This window comes from Cellvibrio sp. pealriver (assembly GCF_001183545.1).
Classification (GTDB): Bacteria; Pseudomonadota; Gammaproteobacteria; order Pseudomonadales; family Cellvibrionaceae; genus Cellvibrio.
Window position 1 is genome coordinate 3960793 of sequence record NZ_KQ236688.1, and the last position, 12638, is coordinate 3973430.

Consider the following 12638-nt stretch of genomic DNA (forward strand, 5'->3'; position numbering starts at 1 on the left):
GGCTTTTTTGTTTTGTGTGGGACACATTGCCATACTGAAAGTCAGATTTTCAGTATGGCAATAACGCTTAATCGAGCTTACTTAAATCTCTTACCGCGCCTTTGTCTGCGCTTGTGGCTAGCATGGCGTAGGCTTTAAGCGACGCAGTCACTTTGCGGGGGCGCACTTCGGAAGGTTTCCACGCAAGAGCACCTTTAGCATTTTCTGCTGCACGGCGAGCATCCAATTCTGCATCTGACAACAGTACGTTAATACTGCGGTTGGGGATGTCGATATGAATGATGTCTCCTGTCTTTACCAAGCCAATTGCGCCTCCTGCTGCTGCCTCTGGTGAGGCGTGACCGATAGATAAGCCTGAGGTGCCACCAGAGAAGCGCCCATCCGTTAGCAGTGCGCAGGCTTTACCAAGGCCTTGGGATTTAAGATAGCTGGTTGGGTAGAGCATTTCTTGCATGCCAGGGCCGCCTTTAGGGCCTTCGTAGCGGATTACAACTACATCACCTGCTTTTACTTTCCCATCGAGAATATCTTTAACAGCTTGATCCTGACTTTCTACTACGTAGGCTGGCCCCTCAAACACCCAGATGCTTTCATCTACACCTGAAGTTTTAACGACACAGCCATCCAATGCGATATTGCCCTTCAAAACAGCGAGGCCGCCCTCTTTGGAATAGGCGTGTTCAACAGAGCGAATACAGCCCTCAACGCGGTCGGCATCCAGCGTAGGCCAGCGTGTAGCTTGACTAAAAGCGACCTGGGTTGGGATTCCTGCTGGGCCCGCGCGGAAGAATTGGGCGACAGATTCATCGCTGGTACTGACGATATCCCACTTATCCAGGCCTTCCTGCAATGTTTTGCTGTGAACGGTAGGGACTTGACTATGGATTAACCCGCCGCGATTCAGCTCTGCAAGAATGCCAAAAACACCGCCGGCACGATGGACATCTTCCATGTGATATTTCTGGGTGTTGGGCGCGACTTTACAAAGCTGCGGCACTTTGCGGCTCAGACGATCGATATCTGTCATGGTGAAAGGCACTTCCCCTTCTTGAGCCGCTGCAAGCAAATGGAGAATGGTGTTAGTGGAACCGCCCATTGCTATGTCGAGCGCCATAGCATTTTCGAAAGCTTCGAAGCTGGCAATAGAGCGTGGCAATACACTTTCATCGTCTTGTTCGTAGTAGCGTTTGGTGATTTCAACTATGCGACGACCAGCCTCAAGGAACAGGCGCTCGCGGTCAGCGTGAGTTGCCAATGTAGATCCGTTGCCAGGAAGGGATAAGCCCAGAGCTTCAGTCAGACAGTTCATCGAGTTGGCGGTAAACATACCGGAACAAGAGCCGCAGGTTGGGCATGCGGAGCGTTCATACGCTTTAACAAGCTCATCGCTGGCATTTTTATCTGTGCCAATAACGATGGCATCGACCAAATCGAGTTTGTGGTCAGCAAGTTTTGTTTTACCTGCTTCCATGGGGCCGCCGGAAACGAAAATAACCGGAATATTCAGGCGCATTGCCGCCATTAACATTCCCGGAGTGATTTTGTCGCAGTTAGAAATACACACAATGGCATCAGCGCAGTGGGCATTGACCATGTATTCAACGGAGTCGGCGATGATGTCGCGCGATGGCAAGCTATACAGCATGCCGTCATGACCCATAGCGATGCCATCATCTACCGCGATGGTGTTGAATTCTTTTGCCACACCGCCTGCTTTCTCGATTTCACGCGCAACTAACTGCCCCAAGTCTTTAAGGTGCACGTGCCCCGGTACGAACTGGGTGAATGAGTTGGCGATGGCGATGATGGGCTTTTGGAAATCCTCATCTTTCATACCTGTCGCACGCCACAATGCGCGTGCACCAGCCATGTTGCGGCCTGATGTGGTGGTTTTGGAACGGTAGATTGGCATAACGCATAACCTCATGAAGCCTGTTGCTTGTGCTAACGGCGGTGGGGAAATTCAGTATTGTAAAAGGTGTTGTGAGGATAAGAAGCATACCAGAAAAGGCGGAATTCCGGCATTGGCATCAGGTACCGTCATGCAGGGTACTGCCCCGGGGCAATCGGGGCAGGGGATAAAATGATTATTCCAATGGTTTCATAAAGATCTTGGAGTTGCGCTGGTAGTTATACAAAAGTTGTTTCTGTACCGGCAGATCCTCCAATTTACCCTGCATAAAACCTTGCTCAATAAACCAATGTGCCGTTTGTGTGGTGAGTAAAAATAATTGTTTGATTTTCTGCTTGCGCGCTTGTGCCTCAATCTGTTGCAACAGTTGTGCTGCGCGGCCACCATTCCGATAATCCGGATGCGTTGCGACGCATGACAGCTCAGCCATATCGCCATAAGGGTAAAGTGCAGCGCAGGCGATAATAGTTCCGTCTTTTTCCATGACATGAAATTTATTGATTTCGATTTCCAATGCTTCGCGTGAGCGCCTTACCAAAATACCTTCCTCTTCAAGAGGGCGAATTAATTCGATGATTCCACCGACATCATCGATAGTGGCGGAGCGTAACTGTTCGTAATGCCCGGAATAAATCATTGTACCCAGGCCATCGCGGGTAAATAGTTCGGTGAGCAAAGCGCCATCTGTTTCGTAGCTGATGAGTTGTGCTCGCTGTACACCTTGCAAACAACTCAAATAACAAGCGCTGATCGCTTGTTGCAAATCAAAACTGATTTTATCGCCTTGTTCGGTGAGGTAGGTTTTACACTCTTGCAAGGATAATTGACGAATCAAATTTCCTTCGCTGTCGCTTACACCATTGCCTGCAACGAACGCCAAAAATTTATCTGCTTTAATGGCGCTTGCAACATGGGTTGCTACATCGCTGAACGACAAATTAAAAATTTCGCCCGTTGGTGAGTAGGCAATAGGTGATAACAGCACAACAGCACCGGAATCCAGTGCTGCATTCAGTGAGCGCGTGTGAACTTTGCGAACTTTTCCGGTGTGCTGTAGATCGACGCCATCAATCACACCGTAAGGCATGGCGACAACAAAATTGCCGCTGATCACTTGCATGTCGGCATCGTGCATTGGCGAGTTTGGCAGGCTGGTAGACAGTGCCGCTTCAACAATTGTGCGTGTTTCACCAATCGCTTGAATAACAAGATTCAAACTTTCACTATCAGTAATTCGCAAATTTTTATGAAAGTTGCTGTAGGTATCGGCAACTTGTAAGCGTTCATCGATTTGCGGGCGTGCGCCGTGTACAAGAACCAGTCGCACATCAAGGCTGCATAGCAACGCAATATCATGAACGATATTGTGAAAATTAGCGTGTGTGATGGCTTCGCCCGGCAGCATCAACACAAAGGTTTTATCGCTGTGTCTGTTGATGTAGGGTGTGGAATGACGAAACCACTTTACATAATCTTGAGTGTTGGCTGGCACAATGGTTCTCTTTTCAGTGTTAACAAATCTGATGTTTTACATGCTGGTAATGATGTCGTTAAACATTTTTTACACTGGCAATTGTGTTTGTCTACAGGCAAAATTTTTCGATCAATTTGCGCAATACGTTAACTGCCGGGGCGATTTGACTCAGTGGAATAAATTCATCGGGTTGATGCGCCTGATCGATTGAGCCTGGCCCCAGCACTAACGTCTGCATGCCAAGCTGCTGCATAAACGGCGCTTCGGTAGCAAAGGCAACACTGTCGGAGTGGTTGCCCGTCAGTTGTTCGCAGGCTTTCACCAGTTCGCTCTGTTCGTCTTCACCAAATGGATCAACGCCTTCAAACAATGAGGATAAAATAATATCGGTTCCGCTGCGTTCTGCGATAGGCCGTAAACGCTGCCGGATAATAGAGCGCAATTCATCGTTATCCATCCCCGGCAATAAACGCAAATCAAAATGTAATTCGCAGCTGCCGCAAATGCGGTTGGCTCCATCGCCGCCGTGAATGCAGCCCAAATTCAGTGTTGGCGTTTGCACGGCAAATGCCGGGTCGCGATATTTCAATTGTAATTCGCCGCGCAGTTGCATGAGCTCCGTCATCACCAGATTCATTGCTTCCAATGCATTTTTTCCGAGAGCAGGGTTAGATGAGTGACCACTGTGCCCCTGCACGCGAATGGCTTCCATCATAATGCCTTTGTGCGCACGAATCGGCACCAGATTGGTTGGCTCACCGATCACCGCGTAACGTGGTGTTGCGCCTGGTATGCCCGTGCGAGCCAGCGCGCGGGCGCCGCTCATGCTGCTTTCTTCATCCGCAGTGGCGAGAACCACAAGTGGATGCCGAAAGGTGTGCGACAAATAGGGTTTAACCGCTTCAATAATGACCGGGAAAAACCCTTTCATATCGGTGGCACCCAAGCCGTATAACTTGCCGTCTTTTTCGGTGAGAATGAATGGATCGGTTTGCCAGCGGTTGGCATCGTAGGGAACAGTATCGCTATGCCCCGCGAGTACAAGTCCACCATCGCCGCTACCGAGGGTGGCGATCAAATTGGCTTTGTCAGTTTGCTCAAGTGGCATCACCTTTGTGTTGAAGCCCAAATCCGCAAAACAGTTGGCGAGATAATCAATAACTGCGCGGTTACTCATATCCCACTCGGGCACGGCGCAACTGACCGATGGTAATGCCACCAGTTGCTGCAAGTGATGTTGGTAATGTTTGAAATCAACGCTCATGAGTGGCTCGCCGTTACCCATTAAATACTATGCGGGTGTTATCGATGATTGCCGGTAAAAATGCAAGTACTGCGAGACTACTGAAAAGCAGACAATAAAAAACCCGAGGCGGAATACCGGCTCGGGTTTGGGAAGTCCGGCAGTGGCTTAGTTGAATACGCCTTTGAAGAAAAAGAAGAACAAAATTGAAAGGCCGGCACCCGCAGGCAGAGTGATCAACCAAGAGGCAAAGATGCCGCCGATCACTCGCAGGTTCAGTGCACCAATACCGCGAGCCAAGCCAACGCCGAGTACCGCACCTACCAGTGTGTGCGTAGTTGAGATAGGTAAGCCAATACCGGATGCGATTACAACGGTTGCGGCCGCAGCCATTTCAGCGGCAAAACCACGGCTTGGGGTGAGTTCGGTAATTTTTTTACCGATGGTCTGCATCACTTTGTATCCATAAGTAGCAAGACCGACAACGATACCAATACCACCCAGCAGAAGTACCCAAGGTGCCACAGCGGCTTTGGCGCTCACTGCACCGGATTGAATAACGCTAATGACGGCAGCCATAGGACCAACAGCGTTGGCGACATCATTTGAACCGTGTGCAAATGCCATAGAGCAGGCGGTGAAGATCATCAGTACACCGAATACACGCTCAACACTGGAGAAACGGTTGTTTTTATCGGCAGCGGCATCCTGGGTGATACGGCTGAGCAAATACATTCCTATACCTGCCACAATAAGACCAATAACGGCCGCAATCATCATCGCTTGAATAAAGCTGAATTCCAGGTGATGTTCTTTGAGGACGTACTTAAGGCCTTTGAGAATAGTGACCATCGACAGGAAAAAGCCAACGGCAAACATATAAAAAGGAATGTAACGTTTGGCATTTGCGAAAGGATCTTCAGTATCGAGGATTAGATGTTGTACCGAGCGGAAAATCCAGAAAGAGAGAATACCTGCAACCAAAGGAGAGGTGACCCAGCTGCCCACGATGCCCCAGACTTGACCCCATTGCACCGCATCAACCGAGATGCCAACAGCGGCGAAACCGATAATCGCGCCTACGATAGAGTGGGTGGTGGATACTGGCCAACCGAGGATACTGGCGATTAACAGCCAGGTACCTGCCGCAAGGAGTGATGACAACATGCCAAACACAAATAAATCCGGATGGCTGGTCATTACATCCAGCTCAACAATGCCGCTGCGGATGGTTTCTGTTACTTCACCGCCTGCGAGATAGGCACCGGCAAACTCAAATACCATCGCAATCAGGATTGCCTGTTTCATGGTCAGTGCGCGTGAGCCTACCGAGGTGCCCATGGCGTTGGATACGTCATTAGCACCAATACCCCAGGCCATAAACAGGCCGAAGACACAGGCTAGAACGAACAGCACTTGGCTGTATTCAGCAAATAAAGTCATGGTGAATTACCTAAAAATTAAAAACAGTTAGTGCGCCAGCAGCAATTGCAAACGGCCACCGACATCGTGGGCGCGGTTGGCGATATCACCCACCCAGTCAATGATGTTGTAGAGGAACATCACATCAACAGGCGGCAACTGGGCTTCCAGGGCAAACAGAGACGTGCGTACCCCAATTTCGAGTTGGTCGGCTTTCTCTTCGAGGATGTCCAATTCCTTGATCATATTTTCAACGACGGTCAGCTCGCGGCCGCTAAAGCCGGTTTCGAGCAGTTCATCGAGCTCGTTGATGGCGGTGAGAGCTTGTTCGGCAGCGGCGACGCTTGCGCGCACAAACTCATTCATTTGGTCTTTCATGCTGGCGGGGATGGTCATGCGGCGCCCCATGATGATCCCGGCGATGTCTTTGGCGCGGTTGGGGATGCGGTCTTGCATGGTCAGCAGTTCCAGCAGGTCGGTACGGGGTACAGGCAGGAACAGGCTTTTGGGAAGGTGGAGACGGAGGTGCTTTTTGATTTCGTCGGCTTCGTTTTCAAACTTGACGACTTGTTGCTGGATTTCACTGGCGCGAGTCCAGTCATCACTGGTCACTGCTTCAAAAAAGCTGGTCAATTCAGCGGCGGCTTTAACAGCCAATGCCATGTGTTCTTGCATGGGCTTGATGGGCGAGCGGCCAAACAGGTTCGACAGGTTAGCAAAAGGCATGGACTACCCCTCCGGTTAAAAGTGTGCGCAGTATAAAAAGATCGCCTGCCAAGGTCACGCGGCTTTATTGCGTTTTTATGACAAACTTATGATGCTTTTTGGGTGGTTATTTGCTAGGCATTTACCCCTTCGGGATTATTAACAGGCTAGATGATGCTTGTGTGAATGCCAGCCTGCGGCGTGTTGTATGGCGGCGTGTGTGGATGATCCTGTGGTGAGGTGTGCAGACGCTTGGGCCTGGAGCCGCTACAATCCCTGAAATCCCCTCATTCGCAAACAGGAATAACAAGATGGCGCAGGTGTTGGACCGGGTATTGGATTTACGTGGCTTGATTCAGGATCTGGTCGCCGATGGCCGTATGCGTCAGATCGACGCCAATCTGTTACTGGGGGCATCGCGCACACGCGAGCAGGCCATCATGCATCCGCTTGCGTACGTCGCAAGCCAAAATATGGAAGATGTCCTTCGCCCTGGTAAAAATCTGGATGGCGATACCCTGACCGAGTGGCTGGCGGCCAAAGCACAGCTGCCGCTGGTGCATATCGACCCGATGAAAATCGATGTGTCCAAATGTACCGAGGTGATGAGCTACGCCTTTGCCAAGCGCCACGGCATCCTCTGTGTGAAAGTCGAGGCCGATCATGTGGTGATCGCCTGTACCCAGCCGTTTATGGCGGGCTGGGAGCCGCAAGTCGAGCATGTGGCGCGCCGCGCGGTGAAGCGCGTGGTAGCCAATCCTGCTGATATTGAGCGCTATATGGTGGAGTTTTACACCCTTGCTCGCTCGGTGTCGGGCGCAAGCGGTGCATCAGCTGGCTCGGCGATTACCAACTTTGAGCAGTTGGTGGAGTTGGGTAAGGCGAGTGATCCTGATGCCAACGACCAGCATATCGTCAAGATCGTAGACTGGCTTCTGCAATATGCCTATGACCAGCGCGCGTCGGATATCCATATAGAGCCGCGCAGGGAAGTCGGGCGCATCCGCTTCCGTATTGATGGTGTTCTTCATTACGTTTACGAATTGCCCGCGAATGTAGCCACCGCTGTGACCAGTCGCTTTAAAGTGCTGGCGCGCATGGATATTGCCGAAAAGCGCAAACCGCAGGATGGTCGCATCAAAACCCGCCGCAGTGATGGCAGCGAGATCGAATTGCGTATGTCCACCTTGCCGACCGCTTTTGGTGAGAAGTTGGTGATGCGTATTTTTGATCCGGAAGTCCTGCAGCGCAGCTTCAGTGATTTGGGTTTGGTGGGCGATGACTACAATCGCTGGAACACCATGCTCAACCGCCCCAATGGGATTTTGCTGGTTACGGGGCCGACCGGTTCCGGTAAAACCACCACGCTCTATTCGTCGCTGCGCCAAGTCGCGACTGATGAGGTCAATGTCAGCACCATTGAAGACCCGATCGAGATGGTGGAAGAGCGGTTTAACCAAACGCAGGTGCACCACAAGATCGGGCTGGATTTCGCCGCCGGTATCCGCAGCCTGATGCGGCAAGACCCCGACATCATCATGGTAGGTGAGATCCGCGATCTGGAAACCGCGCAGATGGCGGTGCAGGCCGCGCTCACCGGCCATTTGGTGCTATCTACGGTACACACTAACGATGCTCCTTCGACGGTCGCGCGTTTGCTCGATTTGGGTATTCCCTCCTATCTAATTAATGCCACGCTTTTAGGCGTGATGGCGCAGCGACTGGTGCGCACACTCTGCCCCCATTGCAAAGAAGAGGGCAGTATCGCCCACGAACATTGGCAGGAGCTGGTCGCTCCCTGGAAGGTGGCTGTGCCAGCCAAGGTGTATCGCCCGGTGGGTTGTTTGGAATGCCGCAACACCGGTTATTTAGGCCGTCAGGGGCTGTATGAGATCCTGATGCTGTCCGATAACCTCAAAGACAAGGTAGTTCCGGATTGCAACTTGCAGGAGCTGCGCAAGTTGGCAATGAAAGAGGGAATGCGCACCTTGCGCTTGTCCGGCGCGCAGAAAATCGCAGCGGGCTTGACGACAATGGAAGAAGTCTTGCGTGTGGCACCGCCGCCGGATAAGGCGGGTTAATCATCAGTGATACCAAGAACAATGGTGTTCAGATCACAATGCTTTTGGCCCCCTCTCCCATTTACGGGAGAGGGTTGGGGTGAGGGTAGTAATGTCCAGATCAAAACAACAATTTGAATCCCACAAACACCAACATGATTGCCAGTGCCGGGCGCAAATAGTGGTCGGCTACGCGGTTGGCGAGGTGGCTGCCTAAATAAATGCCCGGCAGTGAGCCGATCAGCAAGTTGGCGAGCAAATGCCAATCCACATTCCCCAAACCTGCATGCCCCATTCCGGCAACCAGTGTGAGCGGTACTGCGTGGGCGATTTCTGTTCCCACCAAGCGGACAGTGGGCAGTAGCGGGTAGAGCATAAACAGCGCGACAGTACCCAAGGCACCTGCGCCAATGGAGGTGATGGTAACGACAGCGCCGAGAATCACGCCGGTCACGACTGTCGCTATCATCTGGCCGCGACGGCTCATGCGTGTGATCCAGCTGTTATTTTTTTTGCTGTAATCAAAAATCCGGCGTTTAAACAAAATCGCAATCGCGGTCAGGATCAGCGCATAACCAAGTGTGGTTTTGATAATGCTGTTCAGTGTATCGGTATCCATGCGGATACTATGCAGCGCCCACAAAGTGAGTGCCGCCGCAGGCAAGCTCCCCAAGGCCAATTCACCGGTAATTTTCCAATCGATATTTTTCTTTTTATGGTGGACGTGGATTCCACCGGCTTTGGTAATAGCGGCATACAGCAAATCGGTACCCACCGCATTGGCCGGACTCACACCAAAGTAGAGCAGGATCGGGGTCATTAAGGATCCGCCGCCTACGCCGGTCATACCCACAATAAAACCGACCACCAAGCCTGCGATCACATAGCCAATCTGAAAATCCATAAAACTCCAGTGCAATCTGCTTATAAATAAACAGCTTGCGGGATGTAAGTGTTGAAAAATAAACAGGGCGCGCAGGCTAACAGCCGAGGTGAAGGATGCCTAATGATAATTAGTTTGGTGCTTATAACCGAAAGTGTTTAACGGTCTTGAGGTGATGAATGCTGGCTCAGGTTTTTGCTGCACTATTAATTAGGGCATCTATGGGCTGATTAGGGCATCGATGGGCGCGATAACCACCTTGTTGCGCCCGCCTTGTTTGGCTTGATAGAGCGCTTTATCGACGCGTTCCATAAGGGATTCCAGCGTGTCATCGCTATTGAATTGCGTGACACCGATACTGATTGTCACCGGCGTTGCAAGGTTGAATGGGTGCTGCTCAATAACACTGCGCAAGCTCTCAGCGAGTGTGGCTGCGCCATCCAGCGGCGTTTCCGGGCAGATCACCAAAAACTCTTCACCGCCCCAACGGCCGGGTGAGTCATTGGCGCGGCTGAACTGGCGCAGTTGCGCAGCAATAGTAGCTAACACGGAATCGCCTGCGGGGTGGCCATAGGTATCGTTGATGGCTTTGAAGTGATCGACATCAATCATCAATACCGAGAGCCCAATGCCATAGCGTTTGCTGCGTTCAATTTCATCGCGCAACAATTGGTTTAATTTGAGGCGATTGAATACACCGGTTAATGGATCGGTGATCGACAGCAATTCAAGCGCACGATTTTTTTCGATCAGTTCCTGGGTGCGCTGCTGGATTTGCTCTTCCAGATTGCGCTCGGAATTTTGCAGTGTTTCCACCACTTGTTGCTGCGCAGACAGCGCCGCTATTTGGGCGGCATCTTTTTCCTTACGCGTTGTGTAAAGCCGGTCAGCAAGGGCGTAGGCGAGCAAAATCATTTCAATCGCCGAACCAATTTGTAATCCATTCACAGTAAATAAATTAGTCGGCAGCAAACCGGCGACGCGCAGCGAATTGATCGGCGATGCAGTGCAAATCACCACAAACGCGGCAACAAAAAAATAGGCGCTGCGCTGCCGTTTTATGGCGCAGTAAATGCCAATCCCTAAAATCAAGGTGGAGGCAACCACATTCAGCAGCATCGCAAACGGAATAACGGTTTGGTAGGCGAGAAAAAAGGCGATGGGTGAGGCGATGTAAATTGCCACAATGGTTTTTACGATGCGATCAATACGCGGCAATACACTCGCGGTATTTAACATGCTGCGCGTAAATAACAGCAGCGCAGCGAGTGTGTAGGAATAACCAATCGCCATGGAATAATTTGACCAAAGCGGCGAGTTAGGCCACAAAAATTCATTCGCCAATCCATTTTGCGCGGCGAGTGTCAGTGCGAATGAGGCGACAAAAAATACATAGAGCGCATACATGCTTTCACGTAAAAGCGCGAATACCAGCAGGTTGAAAATCACCATCGCCAGAGCGATACCGGTGTACACCGAGTAAAAAATATAATCGCTGCGCTCGTAAGCGTAGAAGTCATCGGTCTGCCAAAGCGTAGCGGGAATCTCAAGTGCAGCCACGCCTTTTACGCGAATGTAAATGGTGTGTTCACCTTGCGTCATTAACGTTAGTGGAAACACAAAACCGCGGTTAGGGTGAGGGCGGGTTGCGAAGGGAAAGTCGGTGCCGGTAGTCCAACTCAATACATGGCCATCGGGCGATTGATGATACAACTGGACGTTGGCAAGCCGCGCGTAATTGATGTCCAGAAACCGCTCGACTGGATTGCTATGCGGATTGTGCAAACGCAGGCGCAACCAATAGGCGGAGCGGGTAAAACCGTAAATCAGCGATGCGGCGGGCGGCTGTCCAGTCGTGAACCGCTGCGCCCATTCGGGTTGTTGGATGTCATCAAAGCCGAGGTTGTTACTGGAGTCTTCCAAAATGGCGAAGTATTCGGTGAGTGAGACCGATGCCTGGTCGGGATGATTGCTTAACACCAGCGGTTTTTCCTGCGCGTGGCTGGGATGCCACACCAGAGCGAGGAAAAAGCAGAACATCAAACGGGTAAGTGATGCGGTTTTGCCGGACATAACCATCCTGTTGTTGCAGCAAGTTGTTACGAGCCAATTGCTCTTAAGCCTAGCAGCTCGATGGTATAAATCTGCACGCAGGAAATTTAAATTTCGCAGGTCTTCCCCACCAAATGCCTGTCGCGCTCTAGCAGTTCGGTGAGGTTATCGGTTTCTATTGCACCGTCGATCAATATCTCTTCAACGGTTTTTTCCTGGGTGCGCAAAATGCCAATCTGGGTAAACATCAATGCATCTTGTGTGGGCAAATTTTTAAAGTGGTGTTTGCCCATGTGCTTGCCATTCACCCAGACTTCCGCCGAGCCCACTTTCGGGTCAGTTGACCAGTGGATATGCAAGGCAATGCGATGCCATTGCCCGGGTGCTGCTCCTTCGGGTAATTTCCAGAGCACATCGCTTGCGGCAGATTCCTGAAAGCTCAATTCGCTGCCGGTGATATTAAAGCGCAGCATTTGTTGCCAGGATTTATCGGATTCCCAATAACCCAGTTCATGTTTGTGCTCGCTGAATGTTTTGGGCAGATAAAAACTGAACGCAAAAAAAGTGTCTCTACCTTCATGGGTATTACCTGCAGCGCGGCGATGATGGAACTCACTGCGATTCAGAAATTTATTGCCGCGCCATAAAAAAGAATCATCGCCCGTCAGCGTCACTTTGCCTGCGTGTTTTCCATCAAAGGTGCATTCACCGGTGACCGATAATCCGGCGGGATTAATCGGCGAATTCCATTGCGGCATATCACCTGTTTCAAAATCGCCCTGCCAGAGAATGCTGGCATTGCTAAAAGAACAAAAGCCGGTGAACGCGATAAAACAGGACATCAACAAGCATGATTTTTTCATAGCGCAGATCCTTGGAATTATTGT

9 protein-coding genes are annotated in these 12638 nt (G+C 51.0%); 1 reads left to right on the forward strand and 8 read right to left on the reverse strand.

The features are described 5' to 3' along the window. Nucleotides 1-67 precede the first annotated feature (67 nt). From ilvD to VC28_RS17190, 5 genes are all read right to left on the reverse strand, one after another. Complete coding sequence (ilvD, locus tag VC28_RS17170) at nucleotides 68-1912, reverse strand: dihydroxy-acid dehydratase (protein ID WP_049631722.1); 1845 nt, start codon at nucleotides 1910-1912, stop codon at nucleotides 68-70. A gap of 175 nt (nucleotides 1913-2087) precedes the next feature. Continuing rightward, nucleotides 2088-3404 (reverse strand): amino-acid N-acetyltransferase, encoded by a 1317-nt coding sequence (gene argA, locus VC28_RS17175; RefSeq protein WP_049631723.1) that lies wholly within the window; start codon nucleotides 3402-3404, stop codon nucleotides 2088-2090. A 91-nt stretch (nucleotides 3405-3495) separates the two neighbouring features. Next, entirely contained in the window at nucleotides 3496-4650 is a 1155-nt protein-coding gene (gene argE, locus VC28_RS17180) for an acetylornithine deacetylase (protein WP_049631724.1), read from the reverse strand. 147 nt (nucleotides 4651-4797) lie between these two features. Continuing rightward, complete coding sequence (locus VC28_RS17185) at nucleotides 4798-6072, reverse strand: inorganic phosphate transporter (protein ID WP_049631725.1); 1275 nt, start codon at nucleotides 6070-6072, stop codon at nucleotides 4798-4800. 27 nt (nucleotides 6073-6099) lie between these two features. Then, the gene (locus tag VC28_RS17190) at nucleotides 6100-6777 is read right to left on the reverse strand and encodes a TIGR00153 family protein (RefSeq protein WP_049631726.1); all 678 of its coding nucleotides are present in this window, start codon (nucleotides 6775-6777) and stop codon (nucleotides 6100-6102) included. Nucleotides 6778-7067: 290 nt separating this feature from the next. On the opposite strand from VC28_RS17190, the gene VC28_RS17195 reads away from it, so the two are divergent. After that, nucleotides 7068-8837, forward strand: a complete 1770-nt coding sequence (locus VC28_RS17195; RefSeq protein WP_049631727.1) for a type IV pilus assembly ATPase TfpB — start codon at nucleotides 7068-7070, stop codon at nucleotides 8835-8837. 100 nt (nucleotides 8838-8937) lie between these two features. Here the strand turns inward: VC28_RS17195 and VC28_RS17200 are convergent, their stop codons facing one another. From VC28_RS17200 to VC28_RS17210, 3 genes are all read right to left on the reverse strand, one after another. After that, nucleotides 8938-9720, reverse strand: a complete 783-nt coding sequence (locus VC28_RS17200; RefSeq protein ID WP_049631728.1) for a sulfite exporter TauE/SafE family protein — start codon at nucleotides 9718-9720, stop codon at nucleotides 8938-8940. A gap of 198 nt (nucleotides 9721-9918) precedes the next feature. Next, entirely contained in the window at nucleotides 9919-11772 is a 1854-nt protein-coding gene (locus tag VC28_RS17205; protein WP_049631729.1) for a sensor domain-containing diguanylate cyclase, read from the reverse strand. An 86-nt stretch (nucleotides 11773-11858) separates the two neighbouring features. Then, the gene (locus VC28_RS17210; RefSeq protein ID WP_049631730.1) at nucleotides 11859-12614 is read right to left on the reverse strand and encodes a polysaccharide lyase; all 756 of its coding nucleotides are present in this window, start codon (nucleotides 12612-12614) and stop codon (nucleotides 11859-11861) included. Nucleotides 12615-12638: the final 24 nt, after the last annotated feature.

Excerpts from the sequence above, each read along its gene's own strand:
- ilvD (WP_049631722.1), bottom strand. The coding sequence starts at position 1,912 with ATGCCAATCTACCGTTCCAAAACCACCACATCAGGCCGCAACATGGCT.
- argE (WP_049631724.1), bottom strand. The coding sequence starts at position 4,650 with ATGAGCGTTGATTTCAAACATTACCAACATCACTTGCAGCAACTGGTG.
- VC28_RS17185 (WP_049631725.1), bottom strand. The coding sequence starts at position 6,072 with ATGACTTTATTTGCTGAATACAGCCAAGTGCTGTTCGTTCTAGCCTGT.
- VC28_RS17190 (WP_049631726.1), bottom strand. The coding sequence starts at position 6,777 with ATGCCTTTTGCTAACCTGTCGAACCTGTTTGGCCGCTCGCCCATCAAG.
- VC28_RS17195 (WP_049631727.1), top strand. The coding sequence starts at position 7,068 with ATGGCGCAGGTGTTGGACCGGGTATTGGATTTACGTGGCTTGATTCAG.
- VC28_RS17200 (WP_049631728.1), bottom strand. The coding sequence starts at position 9,720 with ATGGATTTTCAGATTGGCTATGTGATCGCAGGCTTGGTGGTCGGTTTT.
- VC28_RS17205 (WP_049631729.1), bottom strand. The coding sequence starts at position 11,772 with ATGTCCGGCAAAACCGCATCACTTACCCGTTTGATGTTCTGCTTTTTC.
- VC28_RS17210 (WP_049631730.1), bottom strand. The coding sequence starts at position 12,614 with ATGAAAAAATCATGCTTGTTGATGTCCTGTTTTATCGCGTTCACCGGC.